We start from the raw sequence: 23051 nt of genomic DNA, 5'->3' as shown, positions 1-23051 counted from the left end.
CATCCAAAGAACAACGTGACGCCGATGATCGAAAGCAAGAGAAGCAAGACGCTGCACAGCGCAATGCGATCGAAGGAAAGTTCGGCGAAGGCAAACGCAAGTTGGGTTTGGGCCGAATTTGCTCCCGCGGTGCTCATACAAGTTTAACTGTCATCGCTATCCAGTTTCTGGTTATGAACCTGGAACGGCGACTGCGGGTTCTTTTTTTCTCTTTTTTCAGATTCATTGCGTTCCGTCCGATTTTTTGCATGAAAACCGCAAAGAAAATCACGGTCTAGGCTCATGCGTTGGGAGCAGCTTAAATTGATCTTGTTCAGCAAGCCCTAAATATATAAATTCTATAAATTTTATAGTCGTCGTCAATCACCCTTCATATTCCTTCAGAAGCCCCTGCAGCCGTTCCAGGCTGCGCCCGGCCCAGCGCTGCAGGCGCTCAAGCTTCTCCATCTCCGCCCCGGTCGCCGCAAGCAGCGACTCCTTGTACGGAGGTATCGCGCCGTCGTAGGGCTTCATCGCCGAGACGGGAACCCATATTTTCTCGTTATAAGCCGACGCTCTTCGTTCATGGAACAAAGGCGGGTCCGGATCGTAGGGATGGTGCAAATCCCCTTGCGTCGGATGCCGAAGCACCGCGAGCACCTGAACCAGCGCCCTTCGGCCGTCCGTCTCCACCACTTTCCCGATGTATTCCCCGGTTTTGTACTCCGCCTTGACGATCTGGTCCGGCGTTCCCGCTGATCCGTTCATCTTCTGTACCCTCCTGCCGTTGATAATCCTCTCTAAACGAATTGTACCTCAGCCGGACGAACGTTGCACGGTCGCCTGCGGGCGGCGGTGCGGCTGCTCCCCCTTTTCCCGGGCGTTGCCGGCACCGCTCTTCGGATTTCCGCGAACGTAATTTCCCTCCGCACTTGTCCCGCGCAACCGAAGGAAGTAATATGGAAGATAGGTAAAGTGGAGGATTGTATCCCATGCGTAAAAAACGAGTTCTGCTGCTCTCCGAAGGATTCGGCACCGGACATACCCAAGCGGCGTATGCCTTGTCGGTCGGATTGCGCCAACTGTCTCCAAATTTGCAGACGCGGGTGATCGAACTGGGAACGTTCCTGAATCCCGTCATCGGACCGCTGATCCTGTCCGCTTACCGGAAAACGGTTACCAAGCAGCCGAAGCTGGTCGGAAAGCTGTACAAAAGCCATTACGACAAAGGCCTGAACCGGATGAAGCGGTTCGCCTTGCACCGGCTGTTTTACAACCATGTCACGGATGTCGTTCAGCAACTGAAACCCGATATTATCGTTTGCACCCATCCTTTTCCCAATGCCGTCGTCAGCCGGTTGAAGCGTCTTGGACTGGATATTCCTTTGTATACGCTGATCACCGATTACGACGCGCACGCAACGTGGACGAACCCGGAAGTGGACAAGTATTTGGTCAGCACGACCGCCGTCCGCAACAAGCTGATCGCCCGGGGCATCTCGCCTTCGCACATCGAAGTGACCGGCATTCCGGTGCATCCGAACTTCTGGTTCCCTCACGACAGGGCGGAGATCCTGGCGCAGTTCGAGCTGTCGGACATGCCGACCGTGCTCATTATGGGCGGAGGATGGGGGCTGCTGTATTCCGATCAACTGATCGAGTACATGACGAATTACGCGGACAACGTGCAGCTCATCCTGTGCATGGGCAACAATGAGAAGGCGCGCGAGAAGCTGCTGGCCGACCCGCGGTTCCAGCACCCGAACATCAAGGTGCTCGGATTCACGAAGGAAGTGAGCAAGCTGATGGACGTGTCCGAGCTGCTCGTCACCAAGCCCGGCGGAATGACCTGCACCGAAGGGATGGCCAAAGGCATTCCGATGCTGTTCTACGAGCCGATTCCCGGCCAGGAAGAAGAGAATCTGGATTACTTCGTCACTCACGGCTTCGGCGAGCTGCTCACGTCTACGGAGACGATCGACCGGTGGTTCCGGCTCATTCAGGAGCCGTACGAAGCCAATCAGCATCGCGACAGCCTGCTTGCGCTCCGCAATGCGGAATACGAGCCGGCCAAATGCGCCAAGGCGGTGCTGCAGCTGCTGGAGCAGTCCTGATCCGTTCGGAACGCATGCGTTCCAAAGCATGCGAAAGCTGCCTTCCGGGAAGCGAAATACGGAGCTTCCGGAAGGCAGCTTTTATGTCGGGCAACCGTTTAATCCTCGAATCGGCATTCCTTCAGAGGGATGAGCCGCGGTGCGGTGTTACCCGTTGAACGATTGGCTAAGCGATATATTTTCCCGTGCGAATTGTACTGTCGAGCGAAGGGAGAAGAAGTCGAGCAAAAAAAAGGGCCGTTCCTCCCCGAAGCCTGGGGTGGAACGGTCCTTCTCTCCGCGTCAGATCGGTCAAGCCGGAAGCATGCGGGCGCGCAGCGCCTGAATCTCCGGGTTTTCGAGATATTCGTCGTACGTCGTCATCCGGTCGATGAGGCCGTTCGGCGTAATCTCGATGATGCGGTTCGCGATCGTCTGAATGAACTGATGGTCGTGAGACGTGAAAATAACCGTCTCATCGGTCTCGATCAGCCCGTTGTTCAGCGCCGTGATCGATTCGAGGTCCAAGTGGTTGGTCGGCTCGTCGAACAGCAGCACGTTGCCGCCGGTCAGCATCATTTTCGCCAGCATGCAGCGCACCTTCTCGCCTCCGGACAACACCGACGCTTTCTTCAGCGCCTCGTCTCCGGAGAACAGCATCCGCCCGAGGAAGCCCCGGATGAACGACTCGTCCTGATCCTTCGAATATTGGCGCAGCCAGTCGACGATCGACAAGTCGACCCCTTCGAAGTACGCCGAGTTATCCTTCGGGAAGTAGGAGTGCGTGATCGTTACACCCCACGTCACGGAGCCCGAATCCGGCTGGACTTCGCCGGCGAGCACCTGGAACAGCGCCGTTTTGGCTTGACCGTACGGGCCGACGAGCGCGATTTTGTCGCCTTTGTTGACGACGAACGAGACGCCGTCCAGCAGCTTCTCGCCATCGACCGTCAGCGAGACGTTGTCGACCGTAACGATCTGCTTGCCCGCCTCGCGTTCCGCCTTGAACTGGATAAACGGATATTTGCGGTTCGACGGACGGATGTCGTCCAGCGTGATTTTTTCGAGCATTTTGCGGCGGCTGGTCGCCTGCTTCGCCTTGGACTTGTTCGCGGAGAACCGCTGGATAAATTCCTGCAGCTCCTTGATCTTGTCTTCCTTCTTCTTGTTCTGCTCTCGCTGAAGCTTAAGAGCGAGCTGGCTGGACTCGTACCAGAAGTCGTAGTTGCCCACGTACAGTTGAATTTTGCCGAAGTCGATGTCCGCGATATGCGTGCAAACCTGGTTCAGGAAGTGACGATCGTGGGATACGACGATGACGGTGCCTTCGTAACCGGACAGGAAATCTTCCAACCAATTGATCGACTCCAGATCCAAGTGGTTGGTAGGTTCGTCGAGCAGCAAAATGTTCGGCCGGCCGAACAAAGCCTGCGCGAGCAGCACGCGAACTTTCTCGTTGCCGCCGAGCTCCGCCATCTTCTTGTCGTGCAGTTCGGTCGTAATGCCGAGGCCGTTCAGCATTTCGGCGGCTTCGCTCTCGGCTTCCCAGCCGTTCATCTCCGCGAACTCCGCCTCCAGCTCGCCCGCCCGCATGCCGTCCTCGTCGGTGAAGTCGGCTTTGGCGTAGATGGCATCCTTCTCCTTCATCACCTTGTACAGCCGCTCGTAGCCCATGATGACGGTCTCGAGCACGTTGTACTCGTCGTACTCGAAGTGGTTCTGCTTCAGCACCGCGAGGCGCTCGCCCGGCGTAATATGCACTTCGCCGGTCGTCGGCTCGATCTCGCCGGACAATATTTTCAGGAACGTCGACTTGCCCGCTCCGTTCGCTCCGATGAGGCCGTAGCAGTTGCCCGGCGTAAACTTGATGTTGACGTCCTCGAACAAAGCGCGTTTCCCGTATCGAAGACTGACGCCATTCACACTAATCATTGAATCGATCCATCCTTTACTTGTCAAAATCGGTTGCCGGATCATCCCCGGCCTGCATATGAAAGCGCATGGTCTCGCCGTGGCGCAACAGGAACATTTGCTTCTCGGAGATGTTCAGCCGCTGCCGCTCGGCCTCCAGCCGCTCCAGAGCTTCCTTCGGCGTATCGTCCGCCAGCTTGAACGATCCGTAGTGCATGGGCACGAAATATTTCGCCCCGACGTCAAGGAACGCCTGCAGCGCTTCCTCCGGACTTACGTGCTCCTGCGACATGAACCACTCCGGATCGTAGGCTCCGATCGGCAGCAGGGCCACATCGATGTCGAAGCGCCGGCCGATCTCCTCGAACCCCCTGAAGTAGCCGCTGTCTCCCGCGAAGTAAACCGTCGGGCCATGCGCGGATTCGATCACCCAACCGCCCCAATGGGAGTTGTTCGTGTCCCAGGGATTGCGCCGCGCCCAGTGCTGGGCGGGCACGAACGTAAATTTGACGCCGTGGTACACCGTCTCTTCCCACCAGTCCATCTCTTCGACCTGGAGGAATCCTTTGAGGAGCATTTTTTTGCGGAGCCCTGCCGGGACGAGCAATCGCTTCGCCCCTCTCAAGCGGCGCAAGGACGTCACATGCAAATGATCGTAGTGGGAATGGGAGACAAGAACGAAATCGATGGGCGGCATGTCCGACAGTTCGATGCCGGGAGGAGCGAGCCGCTTCTGCAACGCCATTCTCCTGGCCCAGACCGGGTCGGTGACGATGTTCAGCCCTGCCATCTGAATCAGAAACGTGGAATGCCCGATCCAGGTAATCGACGGTTCGCTGCGGTTATGTTGAAGAAATGCCAAATCCGGACTTGCGTTCGGAATGCAGTCGGAATAATCTTTCGTACGCAGCTTGTTGAGCCTCTCCTGCCGCCAACGGGCAAACCGGTGTCTTCCCGCGCGGACGGCTCCGGCTGAGTCCAAATTGCCGAAGCGATGTTTGCGCATGAAATCCCTCCGATGAAGTGTTCATTCATACTATAGCAGGAATCCGGGGAATGTACCAATGCAACGCCGAAGAAATTTGGATCGGCGCGCAAGATGAGGTAATGTATAAGTAGAAACTCGCATAGAACCGGGAGGGGATTGACATGAAGTTGTTGTCCATCGAACCGACGCCGAGTCCGAACTCGATGAAGCTTAACGTTGACGAGAAGCTGCCTTTGGGCGAGCGTCATACTTATACTTTGGAAAAAAGAGACCAGGTGCCTCCGTTCTATCTTCGGCTGCTGAACATCGACGGGGTAAAAAGCGTGTTCCGCACCGCCGACTTCATCGCGGTGGACCGGCGGCCCAACAAGGACTGGGCCGTCATCCTCGGCGCCGTCCGGGAGCTGTTCGGAGCGGACGGTTCGGCCGCCGCCGCGTCTGGCGTGGAAGCCGGGGGCTACGGAGAAGCGTTCGTGCTCGTGCAAATGTACCGAGGCATCCCGATGCAAATCCGGGTGCGGAGCGGCGGCCAGGAAGCGCGTGCTGCGCTGCCCGAGCGCTTCGCGCAAGCGGTTAACGAAGCGGCCGGAGCGACGATGATCCGCGAGCGGAAGCTCGAGGAATTCGGCGTCCGGTACGGCGAGCCGCAGGAGATTCTGGAAGAGGTGAAGCGCGAGCTGGACGCCGCGTACACCGACGAGCGCCTGCGCGAACTGATTGCGCAGGCGCAAGCGGCGACGGCCGCGGGCGGCTCCGCGGAGGTCGCTCCGCCGGAGCCGCCGGCGCCGCTCTCCCGCGAGGAGCTCGCGGAGCGGCTCCGCTCGCCGGATTGGCAGACGCGCTATGCGGCGCTGGCCCGCATGAAGCCAGACGCCGAGCAGCTCCCGCTGCTGGCGCAGGCCGTGCGCGACGCGCACGTATCGGTGCGCAGGCTCGCCGTGGTTTACCTCGGCGACCTGCGCATCCCGGAGGCGCTGCCGTATCTGTTCGGCGCGCTGAAGGATTCGTCGCCGGCCGTGCGGCGCACCGCCGGCGACACGCTGTCCGATCTCGGCGATCCCGCCGCGATCGGACCGATGGTAGAGGCGCTCGGCGATTCGAACAAGCTCGTTCGCTGGCGCGCCGCGCGATTCCTCTACGAAGCCGGCGACGAATCGGCGCTGGAGGCGCTGGAGCGCGTCGCCCGCTCCGAGCCGGAATTCGAAGTGCGGCTGCAGGCGGAGATGGCGGTCGCGCGGATCAAGAGCGGCGAAGAAGCCGCCGGCTCCGTCTGGCAGCAGATGACCCGCATGCGGGAGCAGGAGCAGCAGGCGGGCAACGCCGACGGCGAATCCAGTTAAGTCCTATTGAAATAACGAAGTGCCGATTCGAACGATCACCGTTGGCGCCGCTTGTAATAATCGACGCCGGAATGCCTGGCGGCAACTTCCACCATGCGGGTCGCGGCCGCTTGCGCCCATGCGGCGACGCGGCGTTCGTCGATGTTCGTCAGTTGCCCGTCCTTGACGACGACTCTTCCTCCGACTACGGTCATGTCGACGTTCTGGCTGATACCGGCGACGACCGGCAGCGCCTTGTCGTCAAACAGCGCTCCCGCGTAGTCCAGCCGTCCGGCGTCGATCATGAACAGGTCCGCGGCTTTGCCGACCTCCAGCGAGCCGATCGCATCCTCCCAGCCGAGCACCCGCGACGAACCGACGGTGCCGAGCCAAAGACTCTCCTCGGCGGTCGGCCCCAAATGACCGACGTTCAGCTTGTGCAGAAGGTACGCTTGCCTTACCTCGCCTAGCAGATTCGAGGCGTCGTTGGACGCCGATCCGTCGACGCCGAGACCGACGTTCACGCCGGCTTGGAGCATCTCCACGAGCGGGAACACGCCGGACGAGAGCTTCATATTGCTGCTCGGGCAATGCGCCACTCCGCAGCCGCACGATCCCATGCGGCGGATCTCGTCGCGGTTGAAGTGAATGCCGTGCGCGTACCAGACATCGGGGCCTGTCCACCCCGTCTTCTCCATGTATTCCAGCGGGCGAAGCCCTTTCCGGGCAAGACAGAAGTTCTCCTCGTCCTTCGTCTCGGCCAGATGGGTGTGAAGCCTGACGCCGTAGCTGCGGGCCAGAACGGCCGACTCCCGCAGCAAGTCCTCCGATACCGAGAAGGGCGAGCAGGGCGCGACGCCGACGCGCAGCATCGAAAATTTCGATGCGTCGTGATACGTCTCGACGACCCGCTGCGTGTCCTTCAAGATGACGTCCATCGGCTGGGTCACTTCGTCCGGCGGAAGACCGCCTGCGGAGCGGCCCAAATTCATCGAGCCCCGCGTCGGGTAGAACCGGATTCCGAGCTCGGCCGCGGCGCGGATCTCCTCGTCGATGAGTTCGCCGCTGACCGCGTTCGGGAAGCAGTAGAAATGGTCAGAGGCGGTCGTGCAGCCGGTCTTGAGCAGTTCGCCCAAGCCGACCAGGGCACTCAGGTAGACATCCTCGGGACGCATATGGCGCCAGATGTCGTATAACGTGAGCAGCCAGTCGAACAGCTCGACGTCCTGCGCCCAAGGGATATTGCGGGTGAACGTCTGATACAGGTGATGATGTGTATTGATCAGACCCGGGTAGACGATCTTGCCGGCCGCGTCGATCACCGTATCCGCGTCCTCGTAAGGGATGTCCTTGCCGATCGCCTTGATCTCCTGACCGTCCGCGAACAGGCTGCCTCCAGGATACTCGTTCCGTCCCGCGTCCATCGCGATGATGTTGCGGGCGTTCTTAATGAGCAGCGTAGCCATTTCCACTCTCCTTCTGCTGTTGTTGTGTCCAGATGCGAATGACGGAACCGATCGAACGAATCGGTCACGTCAACATCACACTCCTCTATCCGTTGCCCGAAAAACGGGCAACAAAAAAACCTAACTCCGACCGCAATATCCAGGAAGGATATTACGTTCGTAGTTAGGATTTTTACGGATCCTAGTAGAGCCCCCGAACCGATTATCAGGGTTATACGAACTGCTTATTCGGTTGCGGACCGGAATACCTGTAGTATAATAAGCGCCATAATTACTGTCAACATTTCTTACCGATTCTCGACAAAATCGGTTCCTATCGCTCGTTTAAGCCAGATTGATCGCTTTGATCTTGTCGAGCGCGATCTTCGGCTTCCGGTCTTCGGTCAGCAGCCCGTTCACCTCTTGCTGAACGTCCGTCACCTGGGTGTAGCAGTAGCCGCAGATGTAGTCGGTATCCTTGATCGCCTGCGTGATGCTCCGGAAGCGCTCCAGGAACGCCTCTTCGCTATCGACCTGGTTGCCGTAGCCCCAGCCCTTGTCGCTGCGGAAGGCGATGCCGCCGAATTCGCTGATGATGATCGGCTGCCCGCGATACGCGTAGCCCTGCGCCAGCGCGTATTTGAAGTTGCTGTGCGCGATCTCGTTGCTCGTAATCGCATCCTTGTTCGCGTAGCGCTTCCGGAACGCTTCTCCCCTCTCCTCGTAATCGTGCAAGGTGATAATGTCCGAGATCGTATGCTCCCAGCCGTCGTTCACGACGACGGGCCGATGCGGATCGATCGATTTGGTCAAATAATAGATCGCTTCCGTGAACTGCTGCTGTTTCCGGTCGCCGTAAACGTTGGCGATGCCCCAGGACTCGTTGAACGGCACCCACGTGACGATGCACGGATGGTTATAGTGCTGCTGCACGATGTCCAGCCATTCCCGCGTAAACCGCTCCACCGCTTCGTCGTTGAACTCGTAAGCCGCGGCCGCCTCCGACCAGACGAGCACGCCTTTGACGTCGCACCAATACAGGAACCGCGGGTCCTCGATCTTCTGATGCTTGCGGACGCCGTTGTAGCCCATGGCCAAAATCTTGTCGATGTCTTCAATGATCGCTTCCTCGGAAGGAGGGGTCAGATGGCTGTCCGGCCAATAGCCCTGATCCAGAATGAGCCGCTGGTAGATCGGCTGGTTGTTGAGCAGCACTTTGCCTTTCTGAATCGATACTTTGCGCAGGCCGAAATACGAATGAACGCGGTCGACCTCCCGGCCCCCGTCGGTCAGCGTAAACTCGACCTCGTACAGCTTCGGGTTGTGCGGGCTCCAATGCTCGACCCGCCACTCTCTCGCCTCGCTGATCAGTTCCACGCTCGCGGACAGATACGAGCGGTCGACGGCGATGCCCGTCTCCTTGATGAGCTCGCCGTCCATCGTAATCTTTGTCGTCAGCTTCAACGACGGAGACGCTTCCCCGTTCACCCGATAGTCGAACCGGACGGCGTTGGCGTCGAAGTCGGGCGTGATCTTCACCGATTGGAGATGCTGCGGATGGACGAATTCCAGCCAGACCGTCTGCCAGATGCCGGTCGTCTGGACGTACCAGCAGCCGAAATTGTCTTTGCGCCAGCGCTGCTTGCCCCGGGGCTGGGTGCAGCTGTCGCTGTCCTCCGCCTTGACGACGACGGCATTCGCCTCGCCGGGCTTGACGTACCGGGTAATGTCGAAGGAGAACGCCGAATAGCCGCCCTCGTGCCGGCCGACGTATTCGCCGTTGACCCATACTTTGGCTACGTAATCGACCGCCTGGAAGTGAAGCACGATCCGCTTCCCTTCCTGACCGTCCGGAATAGCGAACGTCCGATGGTACCAGACGTACGGGTGGAACTTCTCCTCCCCGATGCCGCTCGCCTTCGTCTCGTAGGCGAACGGGACTTCGATTTTGCGGTCTCCCGGGAACGAACGGAACCATTCGCGAAGCTCGCCTTCGTTCGCGTCGTCGAAGCGGAAGTCCCATGTCCCGTTCAGGTTCAGCCAGTCCTCACGGACGAACTGCGGTCTCGGGTAATCTTTGCGGTATTTGCGAATGGCCATGCTGGCTTCACCTGTCCTTTTGTAAATTTCCTTCGGGCTGCAGCACGTCGATCGAATCGAGCGACAGCCCCTTATCCCCGCCGCTCAGCCTGACGGCGTTGCGGCCTTGCTTCAGCGGAACCGGAATGAATTCGTTCGACCATTCCCCGCCGGTGCCATTGTCCAACGGTACGCCGATTTTCAATTTGCCGCCCACGGTCGCGGTCAATTGCTGTGAGACCGTCCCTTCGTTCAGATACCGGAGCGCCAGATGGTAGAGCCCGTCGCTCTTGGCCTCGATCTCCCATTCGACGCCGCTCGGGCTCCCCGTCCATCCGCTGACCGTCCGGCCGCCCGACGCGTCATCGCGCTCCTCGATTTGCATCCCTTCCAGCTTCGCATCCTCGGCTTCCAGGCGCACGCGCTTCGGCTCGCCCGAAGGCAGCGGCAGGAAGGCTCCCGTCGGGACAGGCTCGCCGAAGTCGGGCGTGCCGTCCTCGTTCCATCGGAACGGCTGGGCCCGAATGTTGCGATGCCAGCCGGCGCCTGAGGCGACGGCCGCGTGGTAAACGATCCAGTCCTCCTTGCCGTCCGGGGATTTCACGAACGAGGCGTGCCCCGGACCGAACACCCGGTCCGTCTTGGCGAATACCGGCTCGGGGCGCTTGGTCCACGAAGAAGGGTTCAGCAGATCGCTGTCCGGGTCCGCCGACAGCAGTCCGAGCGCGTAGTCGTCCGTCCAGCTCCCGCTGGCCGAGTAGACAATGTTGATTTTCTTCTCGGAGACGAGAACCTCCGGCCCCTCGTTGACCGTCGGTTCCCCCACGGTCTCCCAACTCAGTTCCGGTCTCGAGATCTCGACCCTTTTCCCGCTTATGGTGTAGGGATTGCTCATCGGCGCGATGTACAGACGCTGGCTCCCATTCTCGTCGCCTTCCCAACCCGACCAGACGAAATACATCGATCCGTCCGGCTTGCGGAGAACGGTTCCGTCGATCGCCCATTTGTCGGATGGATCCTTGATCTGCCCCCGATCCACATATTCGCCCAAAGCGTCGCCGGTGGCCGATTCCAGCACGAACATCCGGTGATTCTCGTTCCGGCCGTCGTCCGCGGCATAGTAGATATACCATTTGCCGTCGATCCAGTGCAGCTCAGGCGCCCAGATCTCCGACGAATTCGGACCTTCGGCAGGCGGCTGCCAGACGGTCGCCGTCTCCGCGCCGGCCATATCCGTCAACGAACGGGACTTCCACACCTGAATGGCGTTGCCTACCGTGTGCGTGTAGTAGTAGTAACCGTCATGCCGGACGACCCACGGGTCCGCCCCGTTGTTCAGGATCGGATTCGCGAAGGTCGACGCCTTCCCGCCGCCGCTTCCGCCGCCGGCCTCGCAGCCGGACAAGTGAAGCGCGGCGGCCAGGCAGCAGCCGGAAGCGATTCGAGTCCATTTGCTCACCGATGTCCTCCCCCTTATTCCGAAGCCGGAGATACGCTCACACGATCGAATTTCGACGCCGCATCCGCGGATAGGAGGCCGGCTTTCCCGTGCAGGAACGGGTAGGCGTCCCGATCGACGTACTCGAGGATTGGCGCATCGGCTCCCCCGGCGTAGACGGAAATGCGGTTGCCGACGGCCCGCACCTTCAAATGCAGCCATTCGCCGGGCTTCGGCAGCGGATAAGGCGCATCCGCCAACGGAACGGCGTTGTAATCGAGCTTCGCGAGATGAATGCCCTGCGAATCCGCATAAACGGAATAAGCCTGCACGAAGTCGGTCCGGTTCTGGTTCAGCTCCATCCCGTTCGCGGGATTCGCCGCGCGCACGAGGAGGCCGGTCCGTCCTCCCTCTTCCGGAACCGTCAAATCCGCTTCGAAGGCGTAATCGGTCCAACCGTATTCGCCCCATAAAATTTTGGCCGGCTGTACGGACGAAGCGCGAAGCTGCCCTTCCTTCACCGACCAGAGGCCCTCGTACCGCGTCCAGCCGGAAGCGTTGCGGCTGTCGAATTCGTCCTTCGCGGGCGCCACCGGCGCATACTCCGCCGCTTCGGCCGAGAAGAAGTCCATCGTTCCGCTCTCGATCTCCAGCTTCCAGCGCTGCGGGCCCGCCTTCAGCTTCACCCCGTCCGCTCCGACCGTCACCCAGCCGCCGGACGAGCCCTCCGGACGGGCTTCCAGGACGGGCGTCACCGGGGACTTGCCGTTCGTCAACCGGAACTTCGCGCCGTCCGGACCGGGCCGCACCCGGAAGCGAACGCTGTACGCTCCGTCGCGGGCGACGTTCACCCGGTAGACGGGGGAATCGTCCGAGTCCAATTGAGCCGCGTAATAGCCGTCCGAAGCGTCTCCCCCGACATCGGCGTCCGCAACGCCCGCTTCGGAATGAACGGCGTACCACGTTCCGGGGAGCGGCGCGTAAGCGGTTCGGACGCCGCTGCCGCCGACGTTCCCGCTGAACGCGACATAGCCGAACCTCGCCTCGGCGTTCCGCACCGCGTAGCCGATCCGCCCCGGGCCGAGAGCGGAGCGCAGCTCCAGCGCGAGCACGTTCATTCCGTCGACGTAAATCCGCACCGTCCGGCCGATCTTCTCCAGGCGCAGCTCATGCAACTGCGCCGGATCGACATCGCCGGGCAGCGAGGCTTCCGCCTGCTCGGCCAACCGGCCCTTGCGGCGAATCTCCGCCGCGATTTTGCCGCTTCGCGGATCGATCCGGACGATGCCGCAGTCGTCCTCGTCCTTGTAGGAGAAGACGGCTGCCGCGGCGGAATCCGCCCCCGTTGCCGAGCGAACCTGCATATGATATTCCGCCGTGTAGTCCTCTTCCGTCTTCGGCTTCGCCAGCAATAATGCCATCTCCCCGATTCCATCGGCGTTCGCCAGCAGTCCTTCGTCCGGCCGGACCGACCATTCGGCGCCGCCCTTCGCCGTCCAGTCCTTGCCGATGGCGCTTCGCTCGAAGCGGTCCTCGAACGCCGGAAGCTCCGGCGCCGGCTGCGGTCCCGACGTAGGCCCCCATACGGAGAAGCGGTCGCCGTTCCAGACGATGCGATCCATGTTCATATGGCGGAGAGGGCCGACGACGCCGTGGCCTTCCAAGTTATGATAGATGATATAGTCCGAATCGAGATCCGGCCCTCGGACGACCGAATTGTGGCCGAGACCGACCGTCGGCCCTTCCGTGCGAAGAAGGATCGGGTTGCCGGCAAATCCTTGGAAGCCTTGCAGCGGAGAGTCGCTGACGGCCGCGTCGACCCGGTAGCCCGCGCTGAAAACATGGTTGCCCGTATACGTCATGTAGTACTTGCCGCCGCGCTTGAATACCGTCGGCCCTTCGGTCCAGCCGCCCATCGACGCTCCGGTCTGGACCTCCTCGGGCTCTACGGTCAACGGGTTCTCCATCGGAGCGGCCTGAATGCCGTGCGGTCCCGCGTAGTAGAAATACCACTTGCCATCGTCGTCCACGAACGTCGTTCCGTCGATCGTGCGGCCGAAATTGTCCGTGGCGGCCTTGAACGGCCCGGTCGGCCGGTCCGCGACGAGCGCGTAATGGCCTTGCCCCGCAGGGGACGTGTACATATAAAACTTGCCGTTCCAATACCGGACTTCCGGCGCGTATGCGGCCGTCGTAACCGGCTCCTCCGTGCATAGCCCCTCGTAATCCCAACGGACCAGGTCCGCCGAGCGCCATACTTTGACGCCCGTATCGGTATCCCTTGTGCTGACGTAGAGATAATAATAGCCGTTGTACTTGAACACGTACGGATCGCCAAGCCCGTATTCGCCCCATTCGTCGGGAAGCGAAACCGGGTTGGCGTATGTGCGCGCCGTCGGCGGCGGACGGTCCTCGCCGCCCGGCGAGCAGCCGAAGCTTCCGGCCCCCAGCAGCGCGATCAGAAGGCCGACCCCGGCTTTTCTCATCATCCTTCCTCACCCCCAAGCCGTAACGGATTTCCGGTGCCCTCACTCGCCTTCGACGATCCGGCGGATGACGTCCAGCGGCACCTTCGGCTGCCGGTCGTAGGTGAGCAAGCCGTTGATCTCCTGCTCGACATCGGTCAGCTGCGTATAGCAGAAGCCCTGCAGCACTGCGGATTCCCGCACCGGCTCGAACACGTCCCGCAGCCTCCGGACGAAATCCTCTTCGTCCGCCGCGCCGGAATAGCCCCAGCCGTCCCAATCGCTCTTCTTGAACGAGATGCCGCCGAACTCGGTGAGCAGAATCGGCTGGTTCTCGTAGTCGAAGCCGGGAACGAGAATCCAGCGGTTGCCCGGCCGCGCGGACAGCGCTTTGTCCTTGTCGGAATATCGCTCCGCGAGCACCGGCCTGCGCCATTCGTAGTCGTGAATGGTGACCAAGTCCGTCCTGACCTGCTCCCAGCCGTCGTTGGAGACGACGGGCCGCATCGGGTCGAGCGACTTCGTCAAATGGTACATCGCCAGGGCATGCTGCTGCTGCTGCCGATCCACCAGAATGTTCGTGACGCCCCAGCTCTCGTTAAGCGGAACCCAGGCCACGATGCACGGGTGGTTGTAATCGCGCTCGACCGCCTGAAGCCACTCCCTCGTCACCCTTCCGACGTACGTCTCCGAGTATTGGTACGAGTTAGCCATCTCGCCCCAGACGAGCAAACCCAGCCGATCCGCCCAATACAGATAGCGGGGATCCTCGATCTTCTGGTGCTTGCGGGCGCCGTTGAAGCCCATCGCCTTCGTCAGCTCGATATCCCGGCGCAAATCGTCGTCGCTCGGCGCGGTCAGCAGCCCGCTCGGGAAATAGCCTTGGTCCAGCACGAGCTTCATCGTGTAAGGACGATTGTTCAGCAGCACGACGCCGTCCTCGACGGAAATTTTGCGCATGCCGAAATAACTGTCCACATGGTCCGCCTCTTGTCCGTCCACGATGAGCGTCAGCCCCAGATCGTATAAATTCGGCTTCTCCGGGCTCCACCAGCGGCCGAGGCCGTGATCGTTGAAGTCGTGGATTCCGATGGTGCGGAGTTCCGTCTCCCTCGTCACCGTGAACTCATCCGTCGAGAGGATCTCGCCCTCGAAAGCGATCGTCGCCCGCAAGCGCACTTCGGCGCCGGGCTGCAGCCCTCCGATGAAAACCTGCAGCCTCAGCTCGCTGCGGTCGATGTCCGGCGTCATGCGGATGCGGGAGATATGCGTGGCGGACACCGGCTCCAGCCACACGCTTTGCCAGATGCCCGTCGTGCGGGTGTAGAAAATGCCGGCGGACCGCTCCTCCCAGAACTGCTTGCCCCGCGGCAGCGTTACGTCCTTGCTGTAATCGACCGCTTTGACGACGAGGATGTTTGCCCCCTCTTCGAGCGCGTCCGTAATGTCGGCATGGAACGGCGTATGTCCGCCTTCATGCGTCGCGACGAGCCGGCCGTTCACCCAGACGGAAGCCTCGTAATCGACGGCCCCGAAGTGCAGATGAATCCGCCGCCCCGCATAGGCTTCGGGCAATTCGAACGAGCGGCGGTACCATACGACGTCATGGAAGGACGTATCCGCGATGCCGCTGAGCTCGCTCTGATAGGTGAACGGGACGTTGATTTTCCTGGAAAAGCCTCCTTTCTCGTACCATCGGTCGCGATCGCCGATCTTATCGTCGTCGAACTCGAATTCCCATTCCCCGTTCAGGCACAGCCATCGTTCTCTGACGAATTGGGGACGGGGATATTCGGTTCTCATGAGGCCGCTCGTTTTGGAGCTCATGGCGGTTAAGGTTTGCTCGGTCATCTCTCTCCTGCTCCTTTGGGTCTACTGCTTGATCGCTTGTCTCGTCGACGGGGAAGCCGGCGGCCGGGACCTGGGCGCCTTCGTCGTGATCCACACGCCGAACGAGACGACGGCCAGAATGACCAGGGCCATCCACAGCCCGTCCAGGGTGCCGACCAGGTAGTTCGGTTGGTTGCTTTTCAAAGCGAAAATTAAAATATTGCTCATGACCAGGCACCAAAGCACGTTCCTCCCCATCGCCTCGATCGGGGCAAATGGCCGGGATACGCGCTCCATCCGGCGGGACAACAGGTAATAGCCGTACAAGATCAAGGCGGGCCCGAGAATCCACCAGACCGAAGGCGGGAACCGTTCGGGAAGCGCATGGCCTTCGGCCGACAGCCACTTCCACAGGAAGACGGCGGAGGCCGCGGAGGCTCCAGCCAGCGCCTTCCAGCTCCACCCGATGCGGTGACGGGCGAACAGCATGCCGATGATATAGTAAGGAAAATATTGCACGACCGGGAACGAAGCGAAATCCCGCGTGCCGATCAGCGGTCCGAGCTGCGTCGCGTGCACGGAGCCGTAAGGAAATTGCGTGGCAAGCAGCAGCGCTCCCGCCGCCGCGAAGGCGAGCCGCTTGCGTTCCGCCAGCCGTCTCAGAGGGACGAACAGCACAAGTCCGGCAAGCGTCAAGTACGTAAAGGAGGCCAGAAACTCCGACCACCCGGGCATATCGCCGAGCGTCAGGATCGGACGAATGTTGTCCCAGGACAGAACGCGTCCGTCGATAAACAGGCGATAAGCGGTTCCCGATACGTAGAAGCCGATCAGCGTCTTGAGCGCCGTCATCAGCATCCGGGGCGCCGCCCGGCGGAACGGCTTGGCGTAATAAGCGAGCTGGGAGACGTAGCCGAAGCTGAACACGAATCCGGAGAACGTCAACAGATTGACGATGTCGATGATGCGCTGCCCGTTCGGGTAAACCTGCTGATCGCTGAAAAACTGCAACGTATGACAATAAACCATGCCGATTACGAGCAAGCCCTTGAAGAGGTCGATGGCCCTCTCCCGCTGCCCGGTCGGAAGCGCCGGCTCGCTCATCCTTTAATTCCCGACAGGCTGACGCCCTTGACGATCTGCCGCTCGAAAATAATAAACAGCACGATGATCGGAATGGACGCAAGCGTGTTGACGACCATGGGCTTCACGTAATCTTCCGAATACTGGCTCATCAAGGTCGGAATCCCCATCGGGAGGGTGAACAGGTTGTCGTTCGTAATGGACAGGAACGGCCACAGGAAGTTGTTCCAGGAGCCGATGAACGTCAGAATCGCCATGGAAGCGAGCGCGGGACGATTCAGCGGCAGCATGATTTGGGTGAAAATCCGCCACGTCCCCCCGCCGTCGATCTGAACGCTCTCCAGCAGGTCGTTCGGGACGCCGTCGAAGAAGCTTTTGAGCACGAGAACCGCCACGGGAGACGCAAGCGCCGGAATAATCAGCCCCTGGTAAGAGTTCAGCAAGCCCATGTCCTTCGCAACCTGGTACAGCGGAATAATGACCGCTTCGCCGGGAATGAGCAGGCCGGACAGAACGAGGAAGAACATGACCGTTTTATAGCGGAACGGAAGCTTCGACAGCACGAATCCGGCCATGGCGGCGAAGACGACCGTCAGAATCGTAACGCAGAAGGCGACGAAGAAGCTGTTGAAAGTCCAGTTCGTCAGCTTGGTGCCGCTCAAAATTTCATGATACACCGCAAACGAATACGGAGGCGTAAACCAGTCGACGAGCGTGACGATCTTCATGCCTTCCTTCTTGATCGAGACGACCAGCATCCATACAAGCGGCGCGATGAACAGAAGGCCCGCGATCAGCGAGACGATGCGATAGACCCACTTCATCTTGCGTCAGCCCCCTTCCGGTTGTTCATCCAATATTGCAACGCTGACAGAATAAGCAAAATGACGAACAGCAAGTAAGACATGGTGGCCGCGTAGCCGAGATCGTTCTTGCGGAACCCGGTCTGGTAAATCAATTGAATGATCGGCCTCGTCTTGTCGAGCGGCCCGCCGCCGGTAATGATGTAGATTTGCATGAACACTTTGAACGAGCTGATAATTTGCAGCATCGTGATCGTCTTCGTGATGGGCCCCAGGTGGGGCAGGACGATCTTCCAGAACAGCACGGAATCCGTCGCTCCGTCCAGCCGCGCCGCTTCTTTGATCTCGTCCGGAATGTCCTGCATGGCGGACAAGTACAGAATGAAGTTGAAGCCGACCGTCCACCAGAGCGTGATCAGCGTCAGGGCGATCCAGGACAGCGTCGTCTCCGTCAGCCAGAATATCTCTTGATGGCCGGGCAGCAGCCCGATCAAATGCAGGAGCGTATTGACAAAACCGTTGTACGGCTGGAAAATGAACAGCCCGAGATACGAAGCGACCGCCACGGACAGGACGCTCGGCAGGAAGAAGACGCTGCGGTACAGCTTCTGCAGCCGCGACTGCCGGTTCGCGATCAGCGCCAGCGCGATGGCCAGGACGAGCATCGTGGGGGTCGTCAAAATGACGAAGATCGCCGAGTGCCAAATGGCGGCCCACACTTCCTGGTCGTGGAACATGCGCTGGTAGTTGTCCCAGCCTACGTATTTCATTTTTTTGATCAGCGTCCACTTGTAGAACGTCATCTCGACGCCTTTGATCATCGGCCAGATCGTAAAGACGATATAGACGGCCAAGAAGGGGAGCAGGAAGAGCAGAGCCTGAGCGTCCGCCTTCAGCTTGCTCATTTTCATGCGCGCCTCACCTCGTTCCTGTTCGCCCGACAAGCCTGCGGCGGATCGCCGCAAGCTCGTCGGAACCGTATGGGGATCGGACTATTCGTTCAGAATTTTCTGCGTCTCTTCCTGCATCTTCGCCATCGCTTCGGCCGGCGTCATCTTGTTCGCCCACACTTCGTTCAGGAATTTGAACGAGGAGTTGTCGCGGATTTGCCAGACTTTCGTGGACGGCTTGCTGAATTTGACCGTGTCGGCCACGGACACATAATCGCTTCGGTAAGGGAGCGCTTTGAATTCCGGTTTCTCCAGGACGGAAGGCTTCGAAGGAATGTGGCCCGCTTTGGCCCAGATTTGGCCGTTGTCGGCCACCCAGTTCGCGAAGATCAGGGCCGCCTTGCGCTTGGCCGGATCGTTATCCTTCGTCGTCGGCAGAATGATCGTGTGGGAGTCGCCCCAGGTCGCTTCCTTATCGAAAATTTTCGGAATCGGCATCGCGCCGAATTCGAGGCCTTTGGTCGATTCCCACGTTCCTGTCGCCCAGACGCCGGTCATCATAATGGCGGCCGTTCCGCTCTGGAAGTTCTTATAGAAGTCCGGGTCGTTCTTCTTGATGTAGCCGTTCGTGAACAGCTTCTGGATGTAGTCGGCCGCTTTGGCTCCTTTGTCGGCGTCGACGGCGGCCGTCTTCAGATCGTCGGCCACGACGTCGTTGCCGCCGAGCTGGGAATAGAGCGCCCACCAGAGCCGGTACGGATCGTCGTTCGTGTTCGACAAGGCGAACGGGGTTATCTTGGCCGGAAGCTTCGACTTGAGCGTATCCAGGAATTTGACGAAGCCGTCGGCGGATTGCTCCAGCACCGGCTTGCCGTCGTCGCCGAGCAGGCCGGCGTCCTTCAGCAGCTTTTTATTGTAGTACATGATGAACGGGTGGGTATCGATCGGAACCGCATAGTGCTCGCCGTCCACCACGGTCGCGTTCAACAGATTCTGATTGAAGGTTCCCCAATCGACGCCCGCGTCTGCGGCGACGTCGTCCAGCGAGGTGGCGACGCCTTGATCGATCAGATCGGGAAGGCGGGAGGTGTGCGAGATGCCGATGTCCGGGCCCGTGCCGTTGCCGACGGCCGTGATCAGCTTCGTGTAATATTCGCCCCAGACGAGCTTCGTGTTCTTCACTTGAATGTTCGGGTGCGTCTTGTTGAATTCGTCCACCAGCGCTTGCATGTTGTCGCCGTCGCCGCCGTCGAACAGCGTCCAGAAGCTCAGGTTGATCTTCTCTCCGCCGTTGTCGGATGGTGCAGCGCTTTCAGAAGCCGCCGGAGACGAAGAACCGGAATTCGCCGCGGACGCGGACGGCGAAGCGTTGTTGCCGCCATTGTTGCCTCCGCAGGCGTTAAGCAGGAGCGAAACCGAAGCCAAGGCCGCCAACGTCAATCCATAACTCTTTTTCATGTTTGCCTCCCCTTGTACATAGAAATGGATTTTCAGATACAAAACATGATAACTGTTTTATTACATATTTTTTGTATCTTTAAGCCTATAATAAAAGCCGTTTGCGCCTTTGTCAACGGTTTCATCTCGATTTATTGTAATAAATAAAAACATTAAACCTTTAATTACAAGGTTATTGTAATTAAAGGTCGTTTTTTTAGTCTTCCTGGACCGAATAATGCACTTTCATGACGATATCTTGCTCGTAATCGCCGAACTGGCGTCCGAACAGGTTAATGCCGCCCTGATTCACGGCATCCGCTTTGACTCCGATCCGCAGCCTTACGTTCGGCCGGTGCATCAGCTTCAGATCGCTCAGCTTCACATCCGACACTTTGTTCATGTCCAGCGTCGTTTTCTCTGCGTCGATTCTCCACGTTTTCAGCAAGCCGTACTGCGTCGTCCAATCGAGCCACCAGGGCGGATTCAGCTTGCCCCGCCGGTCCCCGAAATCGCCCGGACTCGTCCAGGTCCCGATCTCCGCGCCGTTGACCCACACGGTGATATCCGACGGCCAGTTGTTATCGTAATTCGGGGCTTCCGAACACATCTCCATGGACAGCTCCAGCGCTTCCACCCGGGCGTTGGGCGGCAGCTCCAGCGGAAGCAAATACTCGACGAAGCCTTTGCGGAACCAAATAATTTGCGCTCCCACGTGCTTCGGATGATAGAAGCTTGCCGGCTCGTCCTCGCGGATGATCATGCCGTCCGCGTTCGCCATCCCGCACGTCGGGTGAACCTCGCAGTCGCTGTAGTGGCCGATCGGCATCTCCATCTCGTAGACGCGGAGAGTTCCCTTCGGCACGGCCTTTTCCAGATTGAACGCGATGTGGATATCGTCGTAGTTCCGGCTGCACACCTTCATCGCGCCGCGCGACGCAGGCAGCAGCTCGGTGTTGATCAGCTTGGCCGCCTCCAGCACCTTCACATTGTTGGCGACCGTCGACACCGGAAGTTTGAGCGCCTCCGCGATCTCGACCACATTCATCTTCCGCGAGCTGAGAAGGCGGAGGATATCGACCCGCGAGCGCGTCGACAAGGCATGCGATACCGCGACCAGCTTGTCCGGATCGTTGAAACTCAATTCCAGCATCTTCTCCACCGCCCTTTCGAATAGAGTATTCTACGAGAAGTTTACACGGATCGATATTTTTAATCAATATATCTGTAACAAAACAAATATTTTGTATTATTGATTCGCCGCGGTCCGCAACCTAAGCGCCAAACATTCCTGTATGGCCTAAGACACGGCCTTGGACAAAAGCAGGAGCGCCTCGTAGATGGAGGCGTGACGGGTTCATGCCCTAAACATCCATCCAGGAGGCGCCTGCATGGAAGTCTACTCGAAACCATGCGGCCAATCAACGGATGGAACGAATTGCGATGCAGCATGCCGTCGTCGGGATAGATCGACATCGCCAAGGAGGGGCGCGCCGCTCAAATGTGCACCTCCGGCGAGTTCAAAGGTCAGATCAAACTCTCCAAGCGGGGACGACAGGCTGCGAACGTACTTGTATCCGGGCGGCACGAGCACAATGGCTTCCTTTTCAAATGAATCGGCATGCTCGCTCGCAACCTCATCGGCCTCATCCGGCGCGGCGAGTCGTATCGCTCCGAGTTCCGCGCGGCCGCTGGCGAAGCTCCCCGTCAATGGAACCAAATCGTGAAACGTCCTTTTGAAAGCCTGCGCGATCCGGCCCATTTTCGCCCATCCATATAGTTCCAAACATCCCGGCTTTCTTGTGTTACAGGAACGAATTGGTTTTGTAATATAACCGTAATGGAGCTTTCATGTCCCCTTCATATTCGCAGGATACAATACTTGCATGACCCCCCTTTTCATTTATATATCTCTCCTTGGCTTGCGGCAGACGCCGCAGGCCTCCTTTTTTTTAGGTGCTGCTCGAAGAAGGGAAGAACCTCTCTCCAGAACGCCGGGTCCCGCTCGGATACGCTGTGCCCCTCTTGATCCACGAACAGATGCCGGACGTTCGGCACTTTGGACAGCACGTGCTCCAGTTCGGAAGGCGGTATGAACGAATCCTTCCGGGAATGGACGAGCAGCACGGGAACCCTGCCGCTTCGTTCGTTGTCCGCGAGAATGCGTCCGGGCTCGGCGTGCTTCAGAAAGCGGCGGGAAATGCCGCTGCGCAGCAGCATCGTGCCGCCGATCAGGCCGGTGAGCGGAAAGGTCGGCATGCCTTTGCGGCGAAGCTCCGCCTCGACCATCGTCTCGAAACGAACCGGCATCGCGTCGGTCACGAGAGCGGCAATGTCGGCCCCTGTATCCAAGGCGAGCACGGCGCCGAAGCCGCCGACAGAATGGCCGAGCACGCCGATTCTGTTCGCATCGAGGTCGCCGCGCGTCCGAATCCATTCCACCGCGGCAAGCAGGTCGTCCCGAAACGTCAAGCCCGTCAGCGCCCGGGCCGTCTCGCTCTCGCCGTGGCTGCGGACATCGTACGTCAACACGCAGAAGCCGGCCTCGCTGAGCGGCACGGCGTAACGCAATATGCGCGAGCGGTTCGAGCCCCAGCCATGCGCGACTACGATGACGGGAGCCGGTTCCGATCCGCCAGCGGGAGGGTTGAGCAGCCAGCCGCGAATCGTCGCTGCCCCGCTCCGCCATTGAACGTCTTCGTAAGGAACGGGGGGGCGTTGATCGTTCGGCAGTATTTTCGGGCGTTGCGCCTTGACCGTGATCCCCCAGACGAGCCAAACTCCCATTGCAACGATAACCGCTGCCGCAAGCAATCCCCAACCCGCTGCCGACATGTTGCTATCTCTCCTCATCCGATTCTTTTGCATCGTCGATTTCATTTTACCATTGGAGCCTCCGGTAGGCACCTGCGGATAGGCGGACGCATATTGTGCATTAATCGCACATTTGCCCATTGACGAAGGAGGAACTCCCATGCCGAAATCACGGCAGACCGACGACCGGTCGCCGAAAAAAAGCGCGGACGCCGCCCTCAAGGCGAAGCTGTCTGCGCATGCACCAAAGGTAAAAACGTCATCTTCGGCGAAAGCCAGGCGCGCTTCCGATAAAGTGCAGCTTCATCAAAGCGGCAAAATCGAGCTCCAGCAGCCGCCGGTAAGACAAATTCCGTGGTGGGTGCTGCCGGAAACGGATCGCACCTTGCAGCCTGGCGTTGGCGGCTTCCCTGGCGTCGGCGGTTTCCCCGGAGGCGTTGGCGGCTTCCCTGGCGTTGGCGGTTTCCCCGGCGTCGG

General features: G+C 59.6%; 19 protein-coding genes and 1 riboswitch. Of the genes, 3 read left to right on the top strand and 16 right to left on the bottom strand.

Annotated features, from left to right (window positions below):
• Nucleotides 1-278 (top strand): transposase (locus G485_RS0120860; RefSeq protein WP_027094130.1); only part of this gene is annotated, 278 nt, incomplete at its 5' end.
• A gap of 85 nt (nt 279-363) precedes the next feature.
• On the opposite strand, the gene G485_RS0120855 is transcribed toward G485_RS0120860, so the two are convergent.
• Nucleotides 364-747, bottom strand: coding sequence for a kinase-associated lipoprotein B (locus tag G485_RS0120855; protein WP_027094129.1), 384 nt, complete (start codon nt 745-747; stop codon nt 364-366).
• Between the two features lie 224 nt (nt 748-971).
• On the opposite strand from G485_RS0120855, the gene G485_RS0120850 reads away from it, so the two are divergent.
• On the top strand, nt 972-2093 hold the full coding sequence (locus G485_RS0120850; RefSeq protein ID WP_027094128.1) for an MGDG synthase family glycosyltransferase: 1122 nt from the start codon (nt 972-974) through the stop codon (nt 2091-2093).
• A gap of 291 nt (nt 2094-2384) precedes the next feature.
• On the opposite strand, the gene G485_RS0120845 is transcribed toward G485_RS0120850, so the two are convergent.
• Complete coding sequence (locus tag G485_RS0120845) at nt 2385-4004, bottom strand: ABC-F family ATP-binding cassette domain-containing protein (RefSeq protein WP_027094127.1); 1620 nt, start codon at nt 4002-4004, stop codon at nt 2385-2387.
• Between the two features lie 16 nt (nt 4005-4020).
• Nucleotides 4021-4989: an MBL fold metallo-hydrolase gene (locus tag G485_RS27575; RefSeq protein ID WP_051318452.1), complete on the bottom strand. Its 969-nt coding sequence runs from the start codon at nt 4987-4989 to the stop codon at nt 4021-4023.
• Nucleotides 4990-5132: 143 nt separating this feature from the next.
• Here G485_RS27575 and G485_RS0120835 point away from each other — a divergent pair, with 143 nt between their 5' ends.
• On the top strand, nt 5133-6311 hold the full coding sequence (locus tag G485_RS0120835) for a virulence factor (RefSeq protein WP_027094126.1): 1179 nt from the start codon (nt 5133-5135) through the stop codon (nt 6309-6311).
• A gap of 35 nt (nt 6312-6346) precedes the next feature.
• On the opposite strand, the gene G485_RS27570 is transcribed toward G485_RS0120835, so the two are convergent.
• The 13 genes from G485_RS27570 to G485_RS30540 all read right to left on the bottom strand — a co-directional run.
• Complete coding sequence (locus G485_RS27570) at nt 6347-7756, bottom strand: 8-oxoguanine deaminase (RefSeq protein ID WP_035157499.1); 1410 nt, start codon at nt 7754-7756, stop codon at nt 6347-6349.
• Between the two features lie 140 nt (nt 7757-7896).
• Nucleotides 7897-7995, bottom strand: a riboswitch (purine riboswitch).
• An 85-nt stretch (nt 7996-8080) separates the two neighbouring features.
• Nucleotides 8081-9835, bottom strand: coding sequence for a glycoside hydrolase family 2 protein (locus G485_RS0120825; RefSeq protein WP_027094125.1), 1755 nt, complete (start codon nt 9833-9835; stop codon nt 8081-8083).
• Nucleotides 9836-9842: 7 nt separating this feature from the next.
• A complete protein-coding gene (locus tag G485_RS27565) occupies nt 9843-11273 on the bottom strand; it encodes a family 43 glycosylhydrolase (RefSeq protein ID WP_051318451.1) in 1431 nt (476 codons plus the stop codon).
• A gap of 14 nt (nt 11274-11287) precedes the next feature.
• A complete protein-coding gene (locus tag G485_RS27560; RefSeq protein ID WP_084423427.1) occupies nt 11288-13741 on the bottom strand; it encodes a family 43 glycosylhydrolase in 2454 nt (817 codons plus the stop codon).
• A 39-nt stretch (nt 13742-13780) separates the two neighbouring features.
• Entirely contained in the window at nt 13781-15568 is a 1788-nt protein-coding gene (locus G485_RS0120810) for a glycoside hydrolase family 2 protein (protein ID WP_240489229.1), read from the bottom strand.
• A 21-nt stretch (nt 15569-15589) separates the two neighbouring features.
• Nucleotides 15590-16651 (bottom strand): acyltransferase family protein, encoded by a 1062-nt coding sequence (locus tag G485_RS0120805; protein WP_027094123.1) that lies wholly within the window; start codon nt 16649-16651, stop codon nt 15590-15592.
• A complete protein-coding gene (locus G485_RS0120800; protein ID WP_027094122.1) occupies nt 16648-17454 on the bottom strand; it encodes a carbohydrate ABC transporter permease in 807 nt (268 codons plus the stop codon). The genes G485_RS0120805 and G485_RS0120800 overlap by 4 nt, the downstream gene beginning before the upstream one ends.
• Nucleotides 17451-18344 (bottom strand): carbohydrate ABC transporter permease, encoded by an 894-nt coding sequence (locus G485_RS0120795; protein ID WP_035157496.1) that lies wholly within the window; start codon nt 18342-18344, stop codon nt 17451-17453. The genes G485_RS0120800 and G485_RS0120795 overlap by 4 nt, the downstream gene beginning before the upstream one ends.
• 81 nt (nt 18345-18425) lie before the next feature.
• Nucleotides 18426-19781 (bottom strand): ABC transporter substrate-binding protein, encoded by a 1356-nt coding sequence (locus G485_RS0120790; RefSeq protein ID WP_027094120.1) that lies wholly within the window; start codon nt 19779-19781, stop codon nt 18426-18428.
• A 196-nt stretch (nt 19782-19977) separates the two neighbouring features.
• Nucleotides 19978-20913, bottom strand: coding sequence for an ArsR/SmtB family transcription factor (locus G485_RS0120785; protein ID WP_027094119.1), 936 nt, complete (start codon nt 20911-20913; stop codon nt 19978-19980).
• A 246-nt stretch (nt 20914-21159) separates the two neighbouring features.
• Nucleotides 21160-21522, bottom strand: a complete 363-nt coding sequence (locus tag G485_RS0120780) for a hypothetical protein (RefSeq protein ID WP_027094118.1) — start codon at nt 21520-21522, stop codon at nt 21160-21162.
• A 137-nt stretch (nt 21523-21659) separates the two neighbouring features.
• Nucleotides 21660-22595, bottom strand: a complete 936-nt coding sequence (locus tag G485_RS27555; RefSeq protein WP_051318449.1) for an alpha/beta hydrolase — start codon at nt 22593-22595, stop codon at nt 21660-21662.
• Nucleotides 22596-22833: 238 nt separating this feature from the next.
• On the bottom strand, nt 22834-23051 hold a 218-nt coding region (locus tag G485_RS30540), incomplete at its 5' end, for a hypothetical protein (protein WP_169732350.1).

Origin of the sequence: Cohnella thermotolerans DSM 17683, assembly GCF_000429825.1 — a bacterium.
GTDB lineage: Bacteria > Bacillota > Bacilli > Paenibacillales > Paenibacillaceae > Cohnella > Cohnella thermotolerans.
Note: the sequence above shows the minus strand (reverse complement) of the source record. Positions and strands in the feature narration are given on the sequence as shown.